Below are 21,351 nucleotides of genomic sequence, written 5' to 3' on the forward strand. Positions count from 1 at the left end.
CCCTGTTGGAGCCGGCTTGCCGGCGAAGCGCAGATCCAATGCCCGGCCCGCAAGGGCCCGGCCCAATGCCTGATCAGAGGAAACAGCGCGGTGAAACGAGTCCATGTGGCTGCGGCCGTTATCCGGGATGCCAGCGGCAAGATCCTGATTGCCCGGCGTGCCGACACTCAACATCAAGGGGGCCTGTGGGAGTTTCCCGGAGGCAAGGTCGAGGCCGGCGAAGCGGTCAATGCCGCACTGGCCCGCGAGCTGCAGGAAGAGTTGGGGATCGCCGTACAGGCGGCGCGCCCGCTGATCAAGGTGCAGCACGATTACCCGGATAAACAAGTGTTGCTGGATGTCTGGGAAGTCTCCGCATTCAGTGGCGAGCCTCACGGCGTCGAAGGCCAGCCCCTGGCCTGGGTCAGTCCTCGTGAGTTGACCGACTATGAGTTTCCGGCGGCCAATCAGCCGATCGTCGCTGCCGCGCGTCTGCCGGCGCACTACCTGATCACCCCGGAAGGTCTGGAAACCCCGGCCTTGCTGCGTGGCATGCAGAAGGCCATTGCCCAGGGCAGCAAGCTGATCCAGTTGCGTGCTCCCGGCGGTTACGATCCGCAATACCGTGATCTGGCGGTGGATGCCGTGGGCCTGTGTGCCGGCAAGGCGCAGTTGATGCTCAAGGGGCCCTTCGAGTGGTTGGGGGACTTCCCCTCGGCGGGTTGGCATATCACCTCGGCACAGTTGCGCAAGTACGCCAGCGCCGGGCGCCCCTTCGGCAAGGACCGCTGGCTGGCGGCCTCTTGTCACAATGCCGAAGAGTTGTCCCTGGCACAGCAGATGGATGTGGACTTTGTGACCCTGTCACCGCTGCAGCCGACCCAGACTCACCCCGACGCCCAGCCCCTGGGCTGGGAGCAGGCGCAGCAGTTGATCAACGGTTTCAACAGGCCGGTGTATCTGCTGGGCGGTGTCGGGCCTGCCGAGTGTCAGCAAGCCTGGGACGCCGGTGCTCAGGGGGTTGCCGGAATCCGTGCCTTCTGGCCGCAGGACTGAAGAGCGCCGTGTCAGCACGGGCCGGCAACGCTCCAGGTGGCAACTGGCTTGCCAGTTGAGGCGTCGTCAACCGTTGCCCAAGATTCGTGGATCCTTTCGCCGACAGCCGGCTCCTACGCAGAGGGGGCGGGCTTGGCGGCGGCCTGCCAGAGGATTTCCGCGATGCCTTGGCGCTTGGCAATCAGCCGGGCCGCGACAAACAGCAGGTCCGACAGGCGATTGATGTAGGCCAGTCCCACTCCCTGCAAGGGTTCCACGGCATTCAGGTGTTGGCAGCGACGCTCGGCGCTGCGCGCCAGGCTGCGGCAAACGTGAGCCTGGGCGATCAGCGACGAACCGCCGGGCAGGATGAAGTTCTCCAGGGGGCCCAGCTCCTCATTCCAGATATCGATGGCTGCCTCAAGGCGCTCCACCTCGGCCGCGTTCAGCGCCTGATACACCGGCATGGCCAGTTCGCCCCCCAGATCGAACAACCGGTGCTGGCAGGGAGCCAACACCTCGATGATCTCCTTGAGGCCAGGGCAGGCATCAGCTTGCTCCTCCAGGCCGGCCAGAAGCAGTCCCAACTGGCTGTTCAAGGTGTCGACTTCGCCGATGGCTTCCACTCGTGGATGATCCTTGGCGACCCGGCGGCCGTCTCCGAGTCCGGTTTCGCCTTTGTCGCCGGTGCGGGTGTAAATCTTCGACAAGCGAAAACCCATGCTTAGTTCTCCAGTGGTAGCGGTTCTTGAACCGGGGGCTGGTTGCTGGCCAGGGGCAGGCGCAAGGTAAAGCAGGTGCCCTGGCCCCGGGTCGATTGCACTTCCATTTGCCCCTTGTGGTTGTTGGTGATGATGAAGTACGACACTGAAAGGCCGAGTCCGGTGCCCTGGCCGATCTCCTTGGTGGTGAAGAAGGGCTCGAAGGTGCGCTTGCGCACGCTTTCGCTCATGCCGATGCCGTTGTCTTCCACCTGGATCTCCGCCCAGGGCGGATTCAGCTTGGTGCGCAGGATGATGCGCCCGGGTTCGCTGTCGTCCTCACGCTGGTGGATGGCCTGGGCGGCGTTCTTCAGCAGGTTGAGCAACACTTGCTCCAGTTCGTTGGCGGTGCCGGGCACGGGCCCCAGGTTCGGGTCGAACTGGCGGATGATCGCCTGCCCCTTGAAGTCGAAGCCGATGGCCAGGTCGAAGTCATTGCTGGCGATTTCCACCGCCTGGTCAATCAACGCCGGCAGGTCGCAGGGGGCCATCTGGCGATTGCTGCGGCGGCTGAAACTGAGCATGTGGGTGACGATCTTGGCGGCCCGGGCCCCGGCTTGTTGAATGCCATCGAGCAGTTGCGGTACTTCGCGGCTTTCCAGGTAGCGGTTGACGGTTTGCAGTTCGACGCCGATCAGTTGTGCGTGCTCGAGGTTCTTCGGCAGTTCCGGGGACAGCCGACGGCGGATGTTCTGCACGTTGTGCAGGATGGCCCCCAAGGGGTTGTTGATCTCATGGGCCATGCCGGCGGCCAGGCCTCCCACCGAGAGCATCTTCTCCGACTGCACCATCATCTCTTCCAGGGACAGGCGCTGGGTGATGTCGTCGATACGGATCACCACGCCACGGCCGGCGCCGCCCATCAGCGGGTAGAAGGTCAGGGCGTAATGCCGGGCCTCATCGTCCTTGACCCAGGTCACCCGTTCGACCTTGGTCACAGTGTGTTGCTCGACGGTTTCCTTGAGTTGCGGCAGGAACGGCTTGAGCGGTTCGAAGGCGAGGAAGATCGGCTGGTTCAGGGCTTCATCCAGGCGAGTGCCGGACAGGGCACTGGCTTCCTGGTTCCATTGGGTGACGTACAGTTGCTCGTCCAGGGCGATCAGGGCCGAGGGCATGGAGTCGATGATGCTGTTGAGGTAGTTCTGGAAACCGGTGAGCTTCTTCTCGATCTTGCTGCGAACCTGGACTTCCAGTTCCAGTTTGCGGTTGGTGTGGCGGGTTTCTTCAGCCAGTCCCTGAGCCTGATCGTAGGCGGCCTGGGAGTCGTCGCGCGCGCGCTTGAGTTGCTGCTCCCGCGCTTCGATGCGCGACAGCATGGTGTTGAAGGCTTCCGCCAGGCTGCCGATTTCATCGTGGTTGCCGCGGGAGGCACGCAATGAGTAGTTCTCCTCGCGGGTCACCTGGCGCGACAGTTCCTCGAGCTGGTGGATCGGCTGGGTGATCAGGCGCTTGATCTGTCGGGCGATGATCAGCCAGAGCAAGACGCTGAATATCAGGATCCCCAGGCTGGCGGTGAGGGTGCCGGTATAGAACGCCATCGGCAGTTCGCTGGTGGCGACCAGCAGCAGATGCCCCGGAGCCTGGCCCGGGCGAGGCAGGGTGATGATCTGGTTGCTGCGAAACTCGGTCAATTGCCAGGCTTCGATATGGCGGTAGCGCTCGGGCAGCTTGAGGTGTTCGCCGTGTTGCAACTGCGCCAGGCGCACACCCTTGCCGTCATACAGGGCCGCTGCCCGCAGCGGGGTATAGCTGTCGAGTTCATCCAGCAGCTTTTGTGCGTCCTCGGGGGAGTTGAGGGCCTGGGTTGCCAGGATCGGATTGGACACCAGTCTGCCAATGGTCTGCAGGGCCTGGGGCGCCATGCTTTCCTGGGAGATCCAGTAGGCGGCGCTGATAAAGGTCAGGTTGGCGACCAGCAGTACGGTGGTGAGCAAGACGAGCAGGGCGGCCAGGAGCTTTTGGCCCACGGGCAGGTTTTCGAGACGCTGGCGCAATGGCATCGGCTATATCGCTGGAAATGAGCAAGTGGGCAGCGTAGCCGCTGCTCAGGCGCTGGGCAATCCGCGCCGTTGCAGGTGGCTGACCAGGCGTTGCTGCAACTGTTGCAGATGGGGCAGTTGCAAGCGATGACGGGCGGCAGCCTGACAGGCATATCCGAGCAAGTAGCTGATCTCGGTGCGGCGTTGACTGGCCACGTCCTGATGCATGGAGGAGTAGTTGGCGGCGGTGGCCTGGATCACCCGTTCCACTTCCTGTTGCAGGTTTTGCGCGGCTGCCGGTTGTCCGCAGCAGTGCAGCAGCTCGCTCAGTTCAGCGCATAAAGTGGCCACTTCGCACTGGTGTTGCTGCAGGCCTCCGTTGCGGCAGTCGTGCAGCACGGTCAATGGATTGATCGCGCAGTTGAGGGCCAGTTTGCGCCACAGGCGGGTGAGGATCTGGGTGCTCCATTCATGGGGGATGCCACTGGCGGTCAGGTCGTCGAGCCAGATCGGCGGAGTCGGGTGGCTGCAGTCGCCGAGCCAGGTATAGCCATGGCCGGCGAAGACCACGCGCCAGTCACCGTCGCGAAAGGCCCCTTCGGTGCTGGAGGCGGCGACGCAGCGAGCCTGGGGCACCCGGGCAGCCACTGCGTCCTGGCTGCCAAGACCGTTCTGCAGCAGGATCAGCTCGGCGTCCTGGGTCAGGCGCGGGGCGATGCTGGACACCGCCGCTTCGGCGTCATAGGCCTTGCACGCCAGCAACAGACGGCTGATGGGCGTCGTGCTATCGACGGTTTCCCCGGGAATCGCCAGCAGGCTGCTCTGGCCCTGCTCCACCAGAGTCAGGCCGCCCGCCGCTTGATACGCCTGCAAGCGGGCCTGATTGCGCAGGATCAGGCGCACCGGCAAGCCGGCGCGGGCCAGGCGGGTGGCCCACAAAGTGCCGAGGCTGCCGGCGCCGAGAACATGCCAGGTGGTGGACATCAGCTTTTCGCTCTGTTTGGCCGCTCAGGGGAGGGCACGCGGTGAAGGAGGGGAAAGACCCGTTATAATGAGCGCGGATTTTAACCGCAAGCCGGGCGTGTTCGATGTTCTGAACAGCGCCCCTTTTTATTTGGAGAGATTACATGCCGTCGTTTGACGTGGTATCCGAACTGGACAAGCACGAAGTCACCAACGCGGTGGAAAACGCCGTCAAGGAACTGGATCGCCGCTATGACCTCAAGGGCAAGGGCAGCTTCGAGTTCAAGGACAAGGAACTGACCGTCAACCTGACCGCGGAAGCTGAATTCCAGCTGGAAGCGATGATCGAAATTCTCAAGCTGGCCCTGGTCAAGCGCAAGATCGATGTGCAGTGCCTGGAGGTCAAGGACGCTTATGCCTCGGGCAAGGTGATGAAGCAGGAAGCGGTGCTCAAGGAAGGTATCGATAAGGAGCTGGCGAAGAAAATCGTCGCCCATATCAAGGATGCCAAGTTGAAAGTGCAGGCCGCCATTCAGGGCGAGCAGGTACGGGTCACTGGCAAGAAGCGTGATGACCTGCAAGAGGCCATCGCCGCCCTGCGTGCCAAGGAATTCGGCATGCCGCTGCAGTTCAACAACTTCCGCGACTGACCCTCGGTCTCCGGGAACCTCTAGAGCTTTTTGGCGTCCGAGGCCGGAGCAATGGCAGAAACGATTGCGCTCCAGCGGAGCCGGTCGTTCTGCCGGTCAGTCATGCACGCCGCCACCCCGGGGAATCTGGAGAGATAGATGGATTTGAACGCTGAAGTAGACAACCTGGTCCGGGCTTCCCAAGCCTGGATCCCGATGATCATGGAATACGGCAGCCGGGTGCTGCTGGCAGTGATCACCCTGGCCATCGGCTGGTGGCTGATCAACAAGTTGACGCACAAAGTGGGCAAGTTGCTGGCGTTGCGTAATGCCGACCTGGCGTTGCAAGGCTTTATCAGCAGCCTGGCCAACATCATTCTCAAGGTGCTGCTGATTGTCAGCGTGGCCTCGATGATCGGTGTCGAAACGACCTCGTTCGTTGCCGCGATTGGTGCCGCCGGGCTGGCTATCGGCCTGGCCCTGCAAGGCAGCCTGGCGAACTTCGCCGGAGGGGTGTTGATCCTGTTGTTCCGTCCGTTTCGCATTGGCGACTTTATTGAAGCCCAAGGCATCAGCGGTAGCGTGGACAGCATTCAGATTTTTCACACGGTGTTGCGTACCGGTGACAACAAGACGGTGATCGTACCCAACGGCAACCTGTCCAACGGCATCATTACCAACTACAACCGTCAACCCACTCGCAAGGTGGTATTCGACGTGGGTGTGGATTACGACGCAGATCTGCAGAAAGCCCGTGAAGTGCTGCTGGAGCTGGCGAAAGACGAGCGCGTGCTGGCTGATCCCGCGCCGATGGCAGTGGTGTCCACCCTGGGTGACAGTGCTATTACCTTGTCTCTGCGGGTTTGGGTCAAGACTGCGGATTACTGGGACGTGATGTTCCAGTTCAACGAGCTGTCGCGCGATCGCTTGAAGGCGGCGGGCATCGATATTCCCTTTCCGCAGCGCGTGATTCGTGTGGTTCAGGAAGCGGCTGTCTCATAAGGTGCTTTCAATACTTGGCCATGTGGTCAACTAATGCTGTTCAAGACAAGGGGCTTTTAGGCCCCTTGTTTGTTTTCAGGGTTCCTTGGCAACTATCAAGTTTCATTCGAAAGCGGGGGCATAACGAGTGCAAGCAACTTCTTTAGTTAGCTTGCTATTTAAGTTTTTCTTCTACGAGTTACTGTTGCCGCGCACAAAAAAGCCGCCGACCTGATCCAGGGCGGCGGCTTTTATTTGAGTTGCGCGTTGGCGCAATCAACTGAGCATTGAAATTACAAGATGCTCAGTGGGTACTCTACGATCAGACGCAGATCGTTCAGGTTGTCGTAGTTGGTCGCGCGGTAGTCGGCGTTGCTGCCACGGTAGATGGCGTTACGCAGACGGAAGGACAGGTCTTTGGCTGGGCCTTCTTGCAGTACGTACTTGGCCTCTACGTCCCATTCGTGCTCCTTGCCATCGCTGGAGTCGGCAACAGTAACGTTGGTGCCGCGAATGTAACGGGTCATGAAGCTCAGGCCAGGAACGCCGAAGGAGGCCATGTTCAGGTCGTAACGAGCCTGCCAGGATTTTTCATCTTCGCCAACGAAGTCGGAGATCTGCACCGAGTTGGCCACGTAGATAGTGCCGTTACCGTCAACACCGTACTTGTAGCCGGTTTTACCGCTGGATTGCTGGTATGCCACGGTGAACTTGTGGGCGTCGATGCTGTAAGCGGTTGCCAGACTCCATACACGGTTGTCCAGATCGCCTGCCAGTTTCTTCCCGTCATCCTTGCTGCGATAGCCGTTGAAGTCGACGTTCAGCGACTGGTTATTGGCGATCGGGAAGGTGTAGTTCAGGTTGATGTATTGCTTCTTGAAGTAGTCATCAACCTTGGACGCTGCCACGCCGCCTACGAAGTTGTCGGTGAACTTGTAGGTTGCACCTGCGAAGTCGGCAGAGGTCAGGCCTGGGTTTTTCAGGCCGGTGTCGCTGTTACGACCGTTGATGCTGTCGTTGTACTGACCGGTCTGCGAGCGCAGGGCGGTGAAGTGACCCGCATTCAGCTCCAGGCCTTTGATCTCGTTGCTGGTGATCAAGGTACCGGTGGCGACTTCAGGCAGCAGGCGGCTGTCGTCTGTAGTGAATACCGGGCTGGCAACCATTTGGTTACCGTATTTCAGTACGGTATCGGAGATGCGGAACTTGACGGCGCCACCTACAGCGGACGAATCTTTTTCAGGCTCGCCACGGCTGTTGTTGGCTGCCAGACCGTTGCCAGAACGGCCAGCGCCACCGTCCAGCTTGACCACACCCATGGCGAAAGCGTCAACGCCTACGCCTACGGTGCCTTGAGTGAAGCCGGAGCTGTACTGCAGCAGTTCACTCAGGCCAGTGTCTTGGCGATAGCCGCTTTTGTAGGTGCCATCGTCACGTTGGTGGTTACCTGCACCGCTCTTGTAGTCACGGTTCATGTACTCAAGACGGGTTTTCGCAGTCAGGGTGCTATCTTCGATAAAGCCCTTTGCATCGTCCTGGGAGGACGCGATTGCGAACTGCGAGGTGCCTGCTGATACAGCCAGGGCGATCATGCTCCACTTCATCACGCGCATCGTGATTTGCTCCTTTGGTTTTTAGAAGAGTACTGCCGTCCCACCTGTTTTTTTATCTGGGCGGCTCTTTCTTTTTGTGTCGGCGCAAACTTATATCACGCTGACAATGTTGGCGATACTTGCCTATCTATCCTTTCAGCTTCTTTACGAGCCTGTCGCAATTTGCTCGGTCAGTGTCGCAATTTTGCAGCCAGTCTGTATCCGAACCAACAACTTAGGTCGTGTTCTTCGAAGGAACATCACGAGCAATTCAGCTCCCGACGTACACACTCTAAAAAGCACCGCCGGGCAGCCTTGCCACTATTATTATGAGTCTGTGACGAGCCGCTTCCGGTGCTCCATCGCAGACGATGTCGGGGGTTAATGCAACAAGCGTGCACAAACCAAAGTTGTCTGGTCTTTTTTCTTCCGGGCGGCGTGCCGACCTGTAAAAACCGCATAAAACAGCCATGTAAAGCGTCTTTTTGTTTGGCTTGACGCAAGGAGCTTACTGGTGCAGGACTGTGCAATAAGTCGCACAGCGCGCCAAAATGTTACCGGTCCACACTGCAAGGTGAGTAGACGGCGGATGCTTGAGGAATTGAGCGTAGACCGTCTGTGCGATTTTGGTGCAAAACTTTTGTAATGCTGTGCAGGGTTCATACAGTCATGTGTGGTTATGGTTGGCGACGACGATGGCGTTACGAGTCATGTTCTGGTCAGTTGTGACGCCTCGTGCACAAATGGTGCAAGGCATCTGAAAATGTACTGTCGTGGGGCGCTTGGGCTGCATTGAAGCTGGCTCCTTGCCGGCTGATTGGCGGGCGATGTCCTGGGTGAGCGCTTTGCTCATGAAGCCCGTGGCATTCGCAGGTATGCTGCGCGTCTGTCGCCTGGCCAGTGTCACCGATGCTGTGAGCCAGGCTGAAATGAGCTGAGTGGGAGTAAATGCAGTGTTCACTTTAGATTCACGGCTGCAACAAGACACATTGCCCATCGGGGATTTCCCCCTCTGTCGGTTGCTGCTGTCCAATGACGCGAACTATCCCTGGTTCATCCTCGTGCCCCGTCGTGAAGATATCAGCGAGTTGTTTCAACTGGATGTCACCGACCAACTGCAGCTATGGCGGGAAACCACGGCATTGGCTGAAGTGCTCAAGGACTCCTTCGATGCCGATAAGTTGAATGTGGCGACGTTGGGTAACGTGGTGAGTCAGTTGCACATGCACGTGATCGTGCGCAAGCGGGATGACGCCGCTTGGCCGGCGCCAGTGTGGGGCAAGCACCCCGCCAAGCCTTACACCGCGCAGGAAGTTGCGGCGATTCGCAATCGGCTGCGGGTGGTGCTGACCGATGATTTCCATTTTCTGGAGGTTTGAGCCATGAGTCTGGAAGCGCGTGTTACCGATCTGGAAAGCCGTCTGGCGTTTCAGGATGACACCATTCAAGCCTTGAACGATGTGCTGGTATCGCAGCAGAAGGTGTTGGAGCGCCTGCAGCTGCAGATGAACGCCTTGCTCAAGCGCCAGGAGGAAATGGTTGGGCAGTTCGAGTCTTTCGAGGAGGAGGCGCCGCCCCCGCACTATTAAAGGAAGGTCGGCATTCTTGCTGCAAAAAAAAACCGCGCCAGGGCGCGGTTTTTTGTTGGCGTTGATCAGCGGCGTGGCAGTGCAGCGATCACGTCTTCGGCTTGCAGGCCTTTATCGCGATTCATGACCGAGAACTCCACGCGCTGGCCTTCCACCAGTACGCGGTGACCTTCTCCGCGAATGGCGCGAAAGTGCACGAAGATGTCATCGCCGGAGTCGCGGGAAATGAAACCGAAACCCTTGGATGTGTTGAACCACTTCACGGTGCCGGTATCTCGGTTGCTCATGTCGTAGCTGGGAGCTGCGGAGGCCGCGGGCGAGGACTTGTAAAAGCTTATGCCCAGGTGCAGCGCCACGGCGACCAGGGCGGTCAGCAGGCTCACCAGGACTGCCGGTTGACCACCGATCACCGGCATTGGCGCCAGCAAGGTGAGGGTTTGCAGGACCACGACCAGTACCAGCAGGGCGCTGACCAGGTTTTGCAGGTGATGGCGCGAACCTTTGTTCCAGTGCGGGATAACCGGAGCGAGGATCAGGTTGAGCAGGCCGAACAGAGCCAGGTAAATAGCATCGGATTGTTGCAGGTAGGGAACCGCGTCAGATCTAAGACTCGGAATCAAGGACAGCAGCAAAGCTGCAATGCCTGTCAGCAGGTGGACGATTTTCAACATTTTGATTAACTCACGTTAAGAAGGATGCACAAGGAAGAGCTGATCACGCACGGTTCGCTTCTGAATAAATGGGTGAGGCGGTGGTTACGTACGCGGGGTCAGCCTATGCGCGCTGGCCGAAGAAATAGGCATCAGCGACACGGAGTCTATTTAACAGCAAAGCCCCGGCCTTCTCAAATCAGCAGCGGGTGATTGGAAATGCTCCATGTCGCCCTTGGTAATCGGAGCATCGGGCAAAGTCGCGTTCTAGACAGATGGCCGCGGTTTTCCGGGGAACTCCGGTTTTTTCCGCAGGTCAGCCATTGCCTGGAACCCAGTGTTGGCAAGCCATGGCCGGGCCATGGGGCAATCCACCGCGGGCCAATTGCCGATCCGGGTCGGCGGGGGAGCGACACTCTTGCTAGAGTGGTCCGGCAGCTGATTGGGTGAATCCATCCCGTTAACGGAGAGAAACATGACAATTGATATCGGTATCAGCGAAGAAGATCGTAAATCCATCGTCGACGGCCTTTCCCGTCTGCTTTCGGACACCTACGTGTTGTACCTGAAAACCCATAACTTCCATTGGAATGTCACCGGCCCGCAATTTCGCACCCTGCACCTGATGTTCGAAGAGCAGTACAACGAACTGGCCCTGGCGGTTGACCTGATCGCTGAACGCATCCGTGCCCTGGGCTTCCCGGCACCGGGTGCCTACTCCATCTACGCCCGGCTGTCTTCGATCAAGGAAGAGGAGGGCGTGCCGGCCGCGGAAGAAATGATCAAGCAGTTGGTGGCCGGCCAGGAAGCGGTCACCCGCACCGCCCGTGGCATTTTCCCGTTGCTGGACAAGGTCAGCGATGAGCCAACGGCGGATCTGCTGACCCAGCGCATGCAAGTGCATGAGAAAACCGCGTGGATGCTGCGCTCCCTGTTGGAACATCGTTAAGCCGCTCATGGCCGATGGCGTCCCGGACGCCATCGGCGCCTTTTGACAGGCTCCGGCATCTATATGGTTATACGGCTGCACAGGGCCGATTTAATGGATATAATCCCGCTCTTTGCTAGGTAGCCCGAGCTTTGGCGTGGGCTCTGGCTGTAGTTCAAGCAGTAATCTGGATTGCCGAGACGCCCCCATGCCCATGTACGATTACCAATGCGCTTCCTGTGGTCATCAGTTGGAAGCCATTCAAAAGATCAGTGCTGCGCCGCTGGTCGACTGCCCTGCCTGCCAGGCACCTGAACTGAAAAAGATGCTGTCCATGCCCGGATTCCGCCTCAGCGGCACCGGCTGGTATGAAACCGACTTCAAGACCGGCTCCAAGAAGAATCTGGCCGGTGGCGACAAAGCTGACTAAGTTGAACGACACGCGCGAGTTCTTGCACTATCCGGCACCTCATGGTGCGCAAGGCCTCCATCGAATTTCGAATTACGAGAAGTGAAACCACTACCATGATGCGCAGCCATTATTGCGGCCAACTGAACGAAAGCCTGGAAGGTCAGGAAGTAACCCTTTGCGGATGGGTCCACCGTCGCCGTGACCACGGCGGGGTGATTTTCCTCGATATCCGTGATCGTGAAGGTCTGGCCCAGGTGGTGTTCGACCCGGACCGCGCTGAAACCTTCGCCACCGCCGACCGCGTGCGCAGCGAATACGTAGTCAAGATCACCGGTAAGGTGCGCCTGCGCCCGGCCGGTGCCGGCAACGCCAACATGGCTTCGGGCATGATCGAAGTTCTGGGCTACGAGCTGGAAGTGCTGAACGAAGCGGAAACCCCGCCGTTCCCGCTCAACGAATACTCCGACGTGGGTGAAGAAACCCGCCTGCGCTATCGCTTCATCGACCTGCGCCGTCCGGAAATGGCCGAAAAGCTGCGCCTGCGTTCGCGCATGACCACCAGCATCCGTCGCTACCTGGACGAAAACGGTTTCCTCGACGTGGAAACCCCGATCCTGACGCGCGCCACTCCGGAAGGCGCCCGCGACTATCTGGTGCCGAGCCGCACCCACGCCGGCAGCTTCTTTGCCTTGCCGCAATCGCCACAGCTGTTCAAGCAGCTGCTGATGGTGGCCGGCTTCGACCGCTACTACCAGATCGCCAAGTGCTTCCGTGACGAAGACCTGCGTGCCGACCGTCAGCCTGAGTTCACTCAGATCGACATCGAGACCAGCTTCCTCGACGAAAAAGACATCATGGGCCTGACCGAAGGCATGATCCGCAACCTGTTCAAGGAAGTGCTGGGTCTGGAGTTCGGCGAATTCCCGCACATGACCTTTGAAGAAGCCATGCGTCGCTACGGTTCCGACAAGCCGGACCTGCGCAACCCGCTGGAACTGGTGGACGTTGCCGACCAGCTCAAGGAAGTGGAATTCAAGGTGTTCAGCGGCCCGGCCAACGATCCGAAATGCCGTATTGCCGCCCTGCGCGTTCCTGGCGGAGCGAGCATGCCGCGCAAGCAGATCGACGATTACACCAAGTTTGTCGGCATCTACGGTGCCAAGGGCCTGGCGTACATCAAGGTCAACGAGCGCGCCAAGGGCGTTGAAGGCCTGCAGTCGCCGATCGTCAAGAACATTCCGGAAGCCAACCTGAATGTGATCCTCGATCGCGTGGGTGCGGTCGACGGTGACATCGTGTTCTTCGGTGCCGACAAGGCCAAGATCGTCAGCGAAGCCCTGGGCGCCCTGCGCATCAAGCTCGGTCACGACCTGAACCTGCTGACCTGCGAATGGGCACCGATGTGGGTGGTCGACTTCCCGATGTTCGAAGAGAACGACGACGGCAGCTTCACCGCCTTGCACCACCCGTTCACCGCGCCGAAGTGCTCGCCTGAAGAGCTGGAAGCCAACCCGGCTACCGCTCTGTCGCGCGCCTACGACATGGTCCTGAACGGCACCGAGCTGGGTGGCGGTTCGATCCGTATCCACCGCAAGGAAATGCAGCAAGCGGTGTTCCGCCTGCTGGGCATCAGCGAAGCGGAACAGGAAGAGAAGTTCGGCTTCCTGCTGGACGCCCTCAAGTACGGCGCACCGCCGCACGGTGGCCTGGCCTTCGGTCTGGACCGTCTGGTGATGCTGATGACCGGCGCCCAGTCGATCCGTGAAGTGATCGCCTTCCCGAAAACCCAGAGCGCGGCCTGCGTCATGACTCAGGCACCGGGTCTGGTGGATGCCAAGGCTCTGCGCGAGCTGCACATCCGCCTGCGCGAACAGCCCAAGGCTGAATAAGCCGGCCCGATAAGGCGCACCTTCGGGTGCGCTTTTTCTATGGGTCGAGTTTTGTTGCCCCGCCCGCCAAGCGGCGTGGGCAATGTTTCAAAGAGAATTTGGAGCAAGTTATGGCAGGTCATTCCAAGTGGGCGAACATCAAGCACCGCAAAGAGCGTCAGGATGCCAAGAGAGGCAAGATCTTCACCAAGTGGATTCGTGAACTGACCGTTGCGGCCCGTCAGGGCGGTGGCGAGCCAGGTTCCAACCCACGTCTGCGCCTGGCCCTGGACAAGGCCCTGGGCGCCAACATGAGCCGCGACATCATTGATCGTGCCATCGCCCGTGGCACCGGCGCTGCCGGCAGCGACGACGTGGTCGAGCTGACCTATGAAGGCTATGGCCCCAATGGCGTGGCGGTGATGGTCGAATGCATGACCGACAACCGCAATCGCACCGCGGCTGCGGTTCGTCACGCGTTCAGCAAGTGCGGCGGCAACCTGGGGACCGACGGATCGGTGGCCTATCTGTTCGAACGCAAGGGCCAGATCACTTTCGCCGAAGGTGTCGATGAAGATGCGCTGATCGAGGCGGCGATGGAGGCCGATGCCGACGATGTGGTGAGCAACGAAGACGGTTCCGTCGACGTGTTCACGTCGTTTGCTGGTTTCTACGGTGTACGCAATGCCCTGGAAGCGGCTGGTTTCACCGCCGCGGACGCAGAAATCGTCATGCTGCCCACCACCAGTGCCGAACTGGATCTGGAGGGGGCGGAGAAGGTCCTCAAGCTGATCGACATGCTGGAAGACCTGGACGATGTGCAGAACGTCTATTCCAACGCGGATATCCCGCAGTCGGTGGCCGAGCAGCTCGGCTGATCCACTTGCACTACCCTTGAAGCCGGACGTGCCACGTCGCGATGAATGCGCGGCAGGGCGCTTCCGGCTTCTGCCTTTTTGCGTTTCCGGTCCTGGCCGGCCGGTCTTCTTACTCAAGCAGCAGGCTTTATGACTCTTATTCTTGGCATCGACCCCGGCTCACGCATTACCGGTTATGGCGTGGTTCGAGACACCGGGCGTGGCTGCGTGTACGTGGCGTCCGGTTGTATTCGCACCGGAGCCGGCGAGTTGCCCGAGCGCTTGCAGATTGTCTATCGCGGTGTGCGTGAGGTGATTCAGACCTACGGTCCGGTGACCATGGGCATCGAGAAGGTGTTCATGGCACGCAATGCCGATTCGGCACTCAAGCTCGGGCAGGCCCGTGGGGCGGCGATTGTCGCCGGGGCCGAAGAAGGCCTGGAGATCGCCGAGTACACGGCGACCCAGGTCAAGCAGGCCGTGGCCGGGACCGGCGGTGCCAACAAGGAACAGGTGCAGATGATGGTCATGCACCTGCTCAAGCTCACCACCAAGCCGCAGATCGATGCCTCGGATGCCCTGGCCATCGCCATCTGTCACGCCCATACCCGCTCCAGTCTGTTGCCCCATGGTCTGGGAACGGCACGCAGTCGTGGCGGGCGCCTGCGTCTCTGATAGCATCAGCGCAGTCATTTTAGGAGTGGAGCACTGTGCGCCTGGGTAGTCGGCGCCGGCGCTCGCTCAACGAGTCGCCAGCTGCGAGCTGGCCATCGCCTAAGGATCTGAAACGTGATTGGACGCTTGCGCGGCACCCTGGCTGAGAAACAGCCGCCGCACCTGATTCTTGATGTAAACGGGCTGGGCTACGAAGTCGAAGTGCCCATGACCACCTTGTACAGGCTGCCGTCGGTCGGTGAGCCTCTGACCTTGCACATCCATTTGGTCGTGCGCGAGGACGCGCAGTTACTCTACGGCTTCGCCGGCAAGCGCGAGCGAGATTTTTTTCGCGAGTTGATCCGTCTCAATGGTGTGGGTCCCAAGCTGGCCCTGGCGCTGATGTCCAGCCTCGAAGTGGATGAGTTGGTGCGTTGCGTGCAGGCCCAGGACACCTCGGCCCTGACCAAGGTGCCCGGGGTTGGCAAGAAGACCGCCGAACGCCTGCTGGTGGAACTCAAGGACCGCTTCAAGGCCTGGGAAGCCGTACCGAGCATGTTTGCCCTGGTGCCGAACCAGCCGGATGCACCGGTGCCGGTGGCCAGCGCCGAGTCGGATGCGGTCAGCGCGCTGATCTCCCTGGGCTACAAGCCGCAGGAAGCCAGCAAGGCAGTATCCGCGATCAAAGACAAAGGCTTGAGCAGTGAAGACATGATCCGCCGAGCCCTGAAGGGAATGATTTAAGTGATTGAAGCTGACCGTCTGATCGCCGCCACGGGCCCCCGTGAGCGCGAGGAAATCCAGGACCGGGCGATTCGTCCGGTCAGCCTGGCCGACTATATCGGCCAGCCCAGCGTGCGCGAGCAGATGGAGCTGTTCATCCAGGCCGCCCGCGGGCGCAACGAGTCCCTGGATCACACCCTGATCTTCGGCCCTCCGGGGCTGGGCAAGACCACCCTGGCCAACATCATCGCCGAGGAAATGGGCGTCTCGATCAAGAGCACCTCCGGGCCGGTGCTGGAGCGCCCTGGCGATCTGGCGGCGCTGCTGACCAACCTTGAACCTCACGACGTGCTGTTCATCGACGAGATTCACCGCTTGTCGCCGATTGTCGAAGAAGTGCTGTACCCGGCCATGGAGGACTTCCAGCTCGACATCATGATCGGCGAAGGTCCGGCGGCGCGCTCGATCAAGCTTGATCTGCCGCCGTTTACCCTGGTGGGTGCCACCACGCGCGCGGGGATGCTGACCAACCCACTGCGGGACCGCTTCGGCATCGTCCAGCGCCTGGAGTTCTACAGCACGGCGGACCTGGCGACCATTGTCAGCCGATCCGCCGGGATCCTCGGTTTGCCACTGGATCCGGAAGGCGCCTTCGAAGTGGCGCGGCGGGCCCGTGGCACTCCGCGGATCGCCAACCGCTTGCTGCGCCGGGTGCGGGATTTCGCCGAAGTGCGGGCCAAGGGGCATATCACCAAGCCGATCGCCGACCTGGCGCTGAACCTGCTGGATGTCGATGAGCGTGGCTTCGACCACCAGGACCGGCGTCTATTGCTGACCATGATCGAGAAGTTCGACGGTGGTCCGGTGGGGGTCGACAGCCTGGCGGCGGCGATCAGCGAAGAGCGTCACACCATTGAGGACGTGCTGGAGCCGTACCTGATCCAGCAGGGCTACATCATGCGCACTCCCCGAGGTCGTGTGGTGACCCGGCATGCATATCTGCACTTCGGTCTAAACATTCCGTCACGATTGGGGGATATGCCTGTGGTAGACGAATTCCTCGATGCTGTGGACGATTAATCACCCGCTGCTTGTCGATTTATTCGGGGTTTGTGCTGTCCTAGGGACTGGCATTGCCCAAACTGCATGAAAAGTCGTTCAAGAATGAAAAAACAGTTGCCTGGCTGGATTGGCAACCTGAGGAGTAAGCACTAGAGTATGCGCGCGCAAAACGGGCTTGAGCCGTTCGCACATCGTTGTCGCGTTTATTACGAGGACACCGATGCCGGCGGCATCGTGTATTACGTTAATTACCTTAAGTTTATGGAGCGGGCTCGAACCGAGCGGCTACGACACCTGGGCTTTGCCCAATCGCAGCTGGCAGGGGAGAACCTGTTATTCGTCGTGCATTCCAGCGAAGCGCGTTATCACGCGCCGGCGCGACTGGACGACGAGCTTCTGGTCAGTGCCCATGTCACCGAATTGAACCGGGTCAGCCTGCGCTTCACTCAGCAGGTCAGGCGAGCCGCGGATAATGCGCTGCTCTGTGAGGGGCAGTTCCTGGTGGCCTGTGTGCGCGCCGACACTTTCAAACCCCGCGCCATTCCAGACGCTCTGCGTACGGCCTTTGTCGACGAGAGCAGCGCGGGTACACACTCAGAGCAGGAGATAAAGCGTGGAAGCTAACGTCGTCGACCATTCCTCCATGTGGAGCCTGGTCAGCAATGCCAGCGTTGTAGTGCAGTTGGTAATGCTGACCCTGGTTGCCGCATCGGTGACTTCATGGATCATGATCTTTCAGCGCAGCAACCTGCTGCGCGCCGGTCGACGTGCCCTGGAGAGCTTCGAAGAGCGCTTCTGGTCCGGTATCGACCTGTCCAAACTCTACCGTCAGGCAGGCAGCAATCCGGACCCGGATTCCGGGGTCGAGCAGATTTTCCGTGCCGGATTCAAGGAGTTCTCCCGTCTGCGTCAACAACCAGGCGTTGATCCAGAAGCCGTGATGGAAGGCGTGTCCCGCGCCATGCGCGTTGCCATTTCCCGTGAGGAAGAGAAGCTCGAACAGAGCCTGCCGTTCCTTGCCACCGTCGGTTCGGTCAGCCCGTACATCGGTCTGTTCGGTACCGTGTGGGGGATCATGAACTCCTTCCGCGGCCTGGCCCAGGCCCAGCAAGCGACCCTGGCCACTGTGGCCCCGGGTATCGCCGAAGCCCTGATCGCCACGGCCATCGGTCTGTTTGCGGCCATTCCGGCGGTGATCGCCTACAACCGCTTCGCCGCTCGTGGCGAGACGCTGATCAGCCGTTACTACACCTTCGCCGACGAGTTCCAGGCGATCCTGCACCGTAAAGTGCACACCAGCGAAGAGTGAGCAGGTAAACCCAATGGCCCGAGTTCGCCACAAACGCAAGCCGGTTGCCGAGATGAACGTGGTGCCCTACATCGACGTGATGTTGGTACTGCTGGTTATCTTCATGGTGACCGCGCCGATGCTCAACCAGGGCGTGAAAGTTGATCTGCCCAAGGTTTCCAGCGAAGCCTTGCCCCAGGACAACAACACCCAGGTACTGACCATTTCGATCAAGGCTGACAAGACCTACTACTGGAACCTTGGCAGTGAAGTCGACACCGAAAAGCAACAGGACAAGGCGATGACCTTGCCGCAGATGACCGACGCGGTGACCAAGATCATCCGTGCCGGCAACGAAGGCGGCAAACACACTCAGGTGTTCATTCGCGGTGATAAATCCGTCGACTACGGCGCCGTGATGGGTGCCATGGGCGGCCTGCAGAAAGCCGGAGTCGGTAACGTTGGCTTGATTACCGAGGCGCCCTGATGCACCAACAGCGAGAGCCGTCCGCCTCGGAAAGCTACTTCTGGCCTAGTGTCTGGGCGATCGCCCTGCACGTGCTGGTGTTTGGCATGCTGTTCGTCAGCTTCGCCATGACCCCGGAACTGCCTCCGGCCAAGCCGATCGTCCAGGCGACCCTGTATCAGCTGAAATCCAAGAGTCCGGCAACCACCCAGACCAATCACAAGATTGCGGGTGAGGCGAAGAAATCCGCCGCGCGTCAGACCGAAGCCGAGCAGCTGGAGCAGAAGAAGGTCGAGCAGGAAGAGATCAAGGCTGCGGAACAAAAGAAAGAAGAGGCAGCTCAAAAGGCCGCGGAAGCGAAAAAGGCCGATGAAGCCAAGAAGGCTGACGAGGCTAAGAAGGCTGATGAAGCCAAGAAAGCTGCCGAAGCCAAGAAGGCTGAAGAGAAGCAATTGGCTGATGTAGCCAAGAAGAAAGCCGAAGAAGAAGCCAAGAAAGCCGCTGAAGAAGAGGCCAAGAAAAAGGCCGCTGAAGAAGCCAAGAAAAAGATCGTCGAAGACGCGAAGAAGAAAGCCGCGGAAGACGCGAAGAAGAAAGCTGAAGCTGAAGAGGCGAAGAAAAAGATCGCCGAAGACGCGAAGAAGAAAGCTGCTGCCGATGCCGCGAAGAAAAAGGCCCAGGAAGCAGCGCGTAAATCTGCCGAAGAGAAGAAGGCTCAGGCCCTGGCGGACTTGCTGTCCGACAAGCCGGAGCGTGAAGCCACTAAGTCGGATGAGGTCGGTGACAGTGTCGCGGGCAGTTTCGATGACCTGATTCGTATCCGTGCAGCGGAAGGCTGGGCTCGCCCTCCTTCGGCACGCAAGGGCATGACAGTGGAGCTGCGGATCGGCATGTTGCCCGATGGCACGGTGACCACGGTTAGCGTGATCAAGTCCAGTGGTGATGGTCCGTTCGATGCCTCGGCGGTAGCGGCAGTCAAGAATATTGGGCGTTTGACAGAAATGCAGGGGTTGAGTCCGAAGGATTTTGCTCCCTATCGTTCATTCAAGATGACATTCACACCTGAGGATCTAGCCTTGTGAGAAACCTTCTTCGAGGAATGCTTGTCGTTATTTGCTGTATGGCAGGGATAGCGGCAGCGGATGAAAAAAACATTCTGGTTACCAGTGGCAGTGACCGGGCAACTCCCATCGCCGTAGTGCCGTTCGGTTGGCAAGGCGGCAGCGTGCTGCCGGACGACATGGCGCAGATCATCGGTGACGACCTGCGCAACTCGGGGTACTACGCACCTATCCCCAAGCAGAACATGATCAGCCTGCCGACTCAGGCCAGTGAAGTCATTTTCCGCGACTGGAAAGCCCTGGGCGCCCAGTACGTGATGGTGGGCAGCATTGTTCCGGCGGGCGGGCGCCTGCAGGTGCAATACGCGCTGTTCAACGTCGCCACCGAGCAGCAAGTGCTGACCGGCAGCGTGTCGGGCAGCGTCGATCAGCTGCGGGATATGTCGCACTACATTTCCGATCAGTCCTTTGAAAAGCTCACCGGTATCAAGGGCGCGTTCTCGACTCGCCTGCTGTACGTGACGGCTGAGCGCTTCTCGGTGAACAACACCCGCTACACCCTGCAGCGTTCGGACTACGACGGTGCTCGGGCGGTTACCCTGTTGCAGTCCCGTGAGCCGATCCTGTCGCCGCGCTTTGCACCCGATGGCAAGCGCATTGCGTATGTGTCGTTCGAACAGAAGCGTCCGCGGATCTTCGTTCAGCACATCGACACTGGCCGTCGTGAGCAGATCACCAACTTCGAAGGCTTGAACGGCGCTCCTGCCTGGTCGCCGGATGGCACCCGCCTGGCATTCGTGCTGTCCAAGGATGGCAACCCGGATATCTATGTGATGAACATGGCGTCCCGCCAGATCAGCCGTGTCACCAGTGGCCCGGGCATCAATACCGAGCCGTTCTGGGGCAAGGATGGTTCCACCATCTATTTCACCTCCGACCGTGGCGGCAAGCCGCAGGTCTATAAAAGCAACATCAATGGTGGTGGCGCCGAGCGTGTGACCTTTATTGGTAACTACAACGCCAACCCAAAACTTTCTGCTGACGAAAAGACCCTGGTAATGATTCACCGCCAGGATGGTTTCACCAACTTCCGGGTGGCGGCTCAGGATTTGCAGCGCGGTAGCGTAAAAATCCTTACAGACACCAACCTTGATGAGTCAGCTACTGTTGCGCCCAACGGCACCATGGTAATCTACGCCACCCGCCAGCAGGGCCGGGGAGTCTTGATGCTCGTGTCCATTAATGGACGTGTGAGGCTCCCGCTTCCTACCGCTCAAGGCGAAGTCAGAGAACCGTCCTGGTCCCCTTACCTGAACTGACGCGGCGCTACAATGTTTCACTTAACACACTGGGGTTCATTAGGAGTTTCACGATGGAAATGTTGAAGTTTGGTAAGTTTGCTGCGCTGGCTCTGGCCATGGCTGTAGCTGTAGGTTGCTCCTCCAAAGGTGGCGACAACGCCGGCGAAGGCGCTGTTGATCCAAACGCTGGTTACGGCGCTAACACTGGTGCTGTTGATGGCTCCCTGAGCGAAGAAGCTGCTCTGCGCGCAATCACCACCTTCTACTTCGAATACGACAGCTCGGACCTGAAGCCAGAAGCCATGCGCGCTCTGGACGTTCACGCCAAGGACCTGAAAGCAAACGGCGCTCGCGTTGTTCTGGAAGGCAACACCGACGAACGTGGTACTCGTGAGTACAACATGGCACTGGGCGAGCGTCGTGCGAAAGCCGTTCAGCGCTACCTGGTTCTGCAGGGCGTTTCCCCAGCTCAGCTGGAGCTGGTTTCCTACGGTAAAGAGCGTCCAGTTGCCACTGGCCACGACGAGCAGTCCTGGGCTCAAAACCGTCGCGTCGAACTGCGTAAGTAATTCG

At 59.7% G+C, this 21,351-nt stretch carries 23 protein-coding genes; 18 read left to right on the top strand and 5 right to left on the bottom strand.

The genetic code is table 11. From position 1 onward, the window contains the following. Positions 1-90 precede the first annotated feature (90 nt). Entirely contained in the window at positions 91-1,035 is a 945-nt protein-coding gene (locus ACMGG8_RS11170; RefSeq protein ID WP_060844446.1) for a Nudix family hydrolase, read from the top strand. A gap of 113 nt (positions 1,036-1,148) precedes the next feature. Here ACMGG8_RS11170 and ACMGG8_RS11175 read toward each other — a convergent pair whose 3' ends face one another. From ACMGG8_RS11175 to ACMGG8_RS11185, 3 genes are read right to left on the bottom strand one after another with little or no spacing between them, the layout of a single operon-like run. Continuing rightward, the gene (locus ACMGG8_RS11175) at positions 1,149-1,736 is read right to left on the bottom strand and encodes a cob(I)yrinic acid a,c-diamide adenosyltransferase (protein WP_060844445.1); all 588 of its coding nucleotides are present in this window, start codon (positions 1,734-1,736) and stop codon (positions 1,149-1,151) included. A gap of 2 nt (positions 1,737-1,738) precedes the next feature. Further along, positions 1,739-3,775: an ATP-binding protein gene (locus ACMGG8_RS11180; RefSeq protein ID WP_060840733.1), complete on the bottom strand. Its 2,037-nt coding sequence runs from the start codon at positions 3,773-3,775 to the stop codon at positions 1,739-1,741. Between the two features lie 45 nt (positions 3,776-3,820). Beyond that, the gene (locus tag ACMGG8_RS11185) at positions 3,821-4,738 is read right to left on the bottom strand and encodes a putative 2-dehydropantoate 2-reductase (protein ID WP_414159586.1); all 918 of its coding nucleotides are present in this window, start codon (positions 4,736-4,738) and stop codon (positions 3,821-3,823) included. A 143-nt stretch (positions 4,739-4,881) separates the two neighbouring features. On the opposite strand from ACMGG8_RS11185, the gene ACMGG8_RS11190 reads away from it, so the two are divergent. After that, a complete protein-coding gene (locus ACMGG8_RS11190) occupies positions 4,882-5,367 on the top strand; it encodes a YajQ family cyclic di-GMP-binding protein (RefSeq protein WP_011063029.1) in 486 nt (161 codons plus the stop codon). Between the two features lie 138 nt (positions 5,368-5,505). After that, positions 5,506-6,348 (top strand): mechanosensitive ion channel family protein, encoded by an 843-nt coding sequence (locus tag ACMGG8_RS11195; protein ID WP_414159587.1) that lies wholly within the window; start codon positions 5,506-5,508, stop codon positions 6,346-6,348. Positions 6,349-6,620: 272 nt separating this feature from the next. On the opposite strand, the gene ACMGG8_RS11200 is transcribed toward ACMGG8_RS11195, so the two are convergent. After that, positions 6,621-7,940, bottom strand: coding sequence for an OprD family porin (locus tag ACMGG8_RS11200; protein WP_060844442.1), 1,320 nt, complete (start codon positions 7,938-7,940; stop codon positions 6,621-6,623). 932 nt (positions 7,941-8,872) lie between these two features. Here ACMGG8_RS11200 and ACMGG8_RS11205 point away from each other — a divergent pair. Together ACMGG8_RS11205 and ACMGG8_RS11210 are read left to right on the top strand one after the other, a co-directional pair. Continuing rightward, positions 8,873-9,298: an HIT domain-containing protein gene (locus ACMGG8_RS11205; RefSeq protein WP_060840729.1), complete on the top strand. Its 426-nt coding sequence runs from the start codon at positions 8,873-8,875 to the stop codon at positions 9,296-9,298. Between the two features lie 3 nt (positions 9,299-9,301). Next, positions 9,302-9,508 (top strand): SlyX family protein, encoded by a 207-nt coding sequence (locus ACMGG8_RS11210; protein WP_060840728.1) that lies wholly within the window; start codon positions 9,302-9,304, stop codon positions 9,506-9,508. A gap of 65 nt (positions 9,509-9,573) precedes the next feature. Here the strand turns inward: ACMGG8_RS11210 and ACMGG8_RS11215 are convergent, their stop codons facing one another. Then, positions 9,574-10,179 (bottom strand): cold-shock protein, encoded by a 606-nt coding sequence (locus tag ACMGG8_RS11215; RefSeq protein ID WP_060840727.1) that lies wholly within the window; start codon positions 10,177-10,179, stop codon positions 9,574-9,576. A gap of 454 nt (positions 10,180-10,633) precedes the next feature. Between ACMGG8_RS11215 and ACMGG8_RS11220 the strand changes: the two genes are divergently transcribed. The 13 genes from ACMGG8_RS11220 (at position 10,634) to pal (ending at position 21,347) form a co-directional block, all read left to right on the top strand. Beyond that, entirely contained in the window at positions 10,634-11,107 is a 474-nt protein-coding gene (locus ACMGG8_RS11220) for a Dps family protein (protein WP_060840726.1), read from the top strand. Positions 11,108-11,294: 187 nt separating this feature from the next. After that, positions 11,295-11,516, top strand: a complete 222-nt coding sequence (locus ACMGG8_RS11225; protein WP_010457489.1) for an FmdB family zinc ribbon protein — start codon at positions 11,295-11,297, stop codon at positions 11,514-11,516. Between the two features lie 95 nt (positions 11,517-11,611). Then, positions 11,612-13,387: an aspartate--tRNA ligase gene (aspS, locus tag ACMGG8_RS11230; RefSeq protein WP_060840725.1), complete on the top strand. Its 1,776-nt coding sequence runs from the start codon at positions 11,612-11,614 to the stop codon at positions 13,385-13,387. Between the two features lie 110 nt (positions 13,388-13,497). Further along, positions 13,498-14,244 (top strand): YebC/PmpR family DNA-binding transcriptional regulator, encoded by a 747-nt coding sequence (locus ACMGG8_RS11235; RefSeq protein ID WP_060840724.1) that lies wholly within the window; start codon positions 13,498-13,500, stop codon positions 14,242-14,244. A gap of 129 nt (positions 14,245-14,373) precedes the next feature. Continuing rightward, the gene (ruvC, locus tag ACMGG8_RS11240) at positions 14,374-14,898 is read left to right on the top strand and encodes a crossover junction endodeoxyribonuclease RuvC (RefSeq protein WP_016963215.1); all 525 of its coding nucleotides are present in this window, start codon (positions 14,374-14,376) and stop codon (positions 14,896-14,898) included. A gap of 114 nt (positions 14,899-15,012) precedes the next feature. Continuing rightward, positions 15,013-15,621, top strand: a complete 609-nt coding sequence (ruvA, locus tag ACMGG8_RS11245; protein WP_060840723.1) for a Holliday junction branch migration protein RuvA — start codon at positions 15,013-15,015, stop codon at positions 15,619-15,621. Beyond that, the gene (ruvB, locus tag ACMGG8_RS11250; protein WP_060840722.1) at positions 15,622-16,680 is read left to right on the top strand and encodes a Holliday junction branch migration DNA helicase RuvB; all 1,059 of its coding nucleotides are present in this window, start codon (positions 15,622-15,624) and stop codon (positions 16,678-16,680) included. It begins immediately after the preceding gene. Positions 16,681-16,818: 138 nt separating this feature from the next. After that, positions 16,819-17,286 carry a tol-pal system-associated acyl-CoA thioesterase gene (ybgC, locus tag ACMGG8_RS11255; RefSeq protein WP_060840721.1) on the top strand — a complete coding sequence of 156 codons (468 nt, stop codon included), beginning with the start codon at positions 16,819-16,821 and terminating at the stop codon, positions 17,284-17,286. After that, positions 17,276-17,971 carry a protein TolQ gene (tolQ, locus tag ACMGG8_RS11260; protein ID WP_016963211.1) on the top strand — a complete coding sequence of 232 codons (696 nt, stop codon included), beginning with the start codon at positions 17,276-17,278 and terminating at the stop codon, positions 17,969-17,971. The genes ybgC and tolQ overlap by 11 nt, the downstream gene beginning before the upstream one ends. A 13-nt stretch (positions 17,972-17,984) precedes the next feature. After that, positions 17,985-18,437: a protein TolR gene (gene tolR, locus ACMGG8_RS11265; RefSeq protein WP_011063015.1), complete on the top strand. Its 453-nt coding sequence runs from the start codon at positions 17,985-17,987 to the stop codon at positions 18,435-18,437. Continuing rightward, positions 18,437-19,498, top strand: a complete 1,062-nt coding sequence (gene tolA / locus ACMGG8_RS11270; protein ID WP_016963210.1) for a cell envelope integrity protein TolA — start codon at positions 18,437-18,439, stop codon at positions 19,496-19,498. Before tolR ends, tolA begins: the two co-directional genes overlap by 1 nt. Before the next feature lie 17 nt (positions 19,499-19,515). Next, a complete protein-coding gene (gene tolB / locus ACMGG8_RS11275) occupies positions 19,516-20,796 on the top strand; it encodes a Tol-Pal system beta propeller repeat protein TolB (protein WP_015636767.1) in 1,281 nt (426 codons plus the stop codon). A gap of 53 nt (positions 20,797-20,849) precedes the next feature. Then, on the top strand, positions 20,850-21,347 hold the full coding sequence (pal, locus tag ACMGG8_RS11280; RefSeq protein ID WP_003227510.1) for a peptidoglycan-associated lipoprotein Pal: 498 nt from the start codon (positions 20,850-20,852) through the stop codon (positions 21,345-21,347). The last annotated feature ends 4 nt before the right edge of the window (positions 21,348-21,351 follow it).

The organism is Pseudomonas sp. BNK-45 (genome assembly GCF_047456255.1).
Lineage (GTDB): Bacteria > Pseudomonadota > Gammaproteobacteria > Pseudomonadales > Pseudomonadaceae > Aquipseudomonas.

Bases quoted from the DNA above. Each gene is read 5' to 3' on its own strand.
- tolB (WP_015636767.1), top strand. From the start codon at position 19,516: ATGCTTGTCGTTATTTGCTGTATGGCAGGGATAGCGGCAGCGGATGAA.
- ACMGG8_RS11175 (WP_060844445.1), bottom strand. From the start codon at position 1,736: ATGGGTTTTCGCTTGTCGAAGATTTACACCCGCACCGGCGACAAAGGC.
- aspS (WP_060840725.1), top strand. From the start codon at position 11,612: ATGATGCGCAGCCATTATTGCGGCCAACTGAACGAAAGCCTGGAAGGT.
- ACMGG8_RS11185 (WP_414159586.1), bottom strand. From the start codon at position 4,738: ATGTCCACCACCTGGCATGTTCTCGGCGCCGGCAGCCTCGGCACTTTG.
- ACMGG8_RS11180 (WP_060840733.1), bottom strand. From the start codon at position 3,775: ATGCCATTGCGCCAGCGTCTCGAAAACCTGCCCGTGGGCCAAAAGCTC.
- pal (WP_003227510.1), top strand. From the start codon at position 20,850: ATGGAAATGTTGAAGTTTGGTAAGTTTGCTGCGCTGGCTCTGGCCATG.
- ACMGG8_RS11215 (WP_060840727.1), bottom strand. From the start codon at position 10,179: ATGTTGAAAATCGTCCACCTGCTGACAGGCATTGCAGCTTTGCTGCTG.
- tolA (WP_016963210.1), top strand. From the start codon at position 18,437: ATGCACCAACAGCGAGAGCCGTCCGCCTCGGAAAGCTACTTCTGGCCT.
- ACMGG8_RS11200 (WP_060844442.1), bottom strand. From the start codon at position 7,940: ATGCGCGTGATGAAGTGGAGCATGATCGCCCTGGCTGTATCAGCAGGC.
- ACMGG8_RS11210 (WP_060840728.1), top strand. From the start codon at position 9,302: ATGAGTCTGGAAGCGCGTGTTACCGATCTGGAAAGCCGTCTGGCGTTT.
- ACMGG8_RS11190 (WP_011063029.1), top strand. From the start codon at position 4,882: ATGCCGTCGTTTGACGTGGTATCCGAACTGGACAAGCACGAAGTCACC.
- ACMGG8_RS11225 (WP_010457489.1), top strand. From the start codon at position 11,295: ATGCCCATGTACGATTACCAATGCGCTTCCTGTGGTCATCAGTTGGAA.
- ACMGG8_RS11220 (WP_060840726.1), top strand. From the start codon at position 10,634: ATGACAATTGATATCGGTATCAGCGAAGAAGATCGTAAATCCATCGTC.
- tolR (WP_011063015.1), top strand. From the start codon at position 17,985: ATGGCCCGAGTTCGCCACAAACGCAAGCCGGTTGCCGAGATGAACGTG.
- ACMGG8_RS11195 (WP_414159587.1), top strand. From the start codon at position 5,506: ATGGATTTGAACGCTGAAGTAGACAACCTGGTCCGGGCTTCCCAAGCC.
- ruvC (WP_016963215.1), top strand. From the start codon at position 14,374: ATGACTCTTATTCTTGGCATCGACCCCGGCTCACGCATTACCGGTTAT.
- ybgC (WP_060840721.1), top strand. From the start codon at position 16,819: ATGCGCGCGCAAAACGGGCTTGAGCCGTTCGCACATCGTTGTCGCGTT.
- ACMGG8_RS11235 (WP_060840724.1), top strand. From the start codon at position 13,498: ATGGCAGGTCATTCCAAGTGGGCGAACATCAAGCACCGCAAAGAGCGT.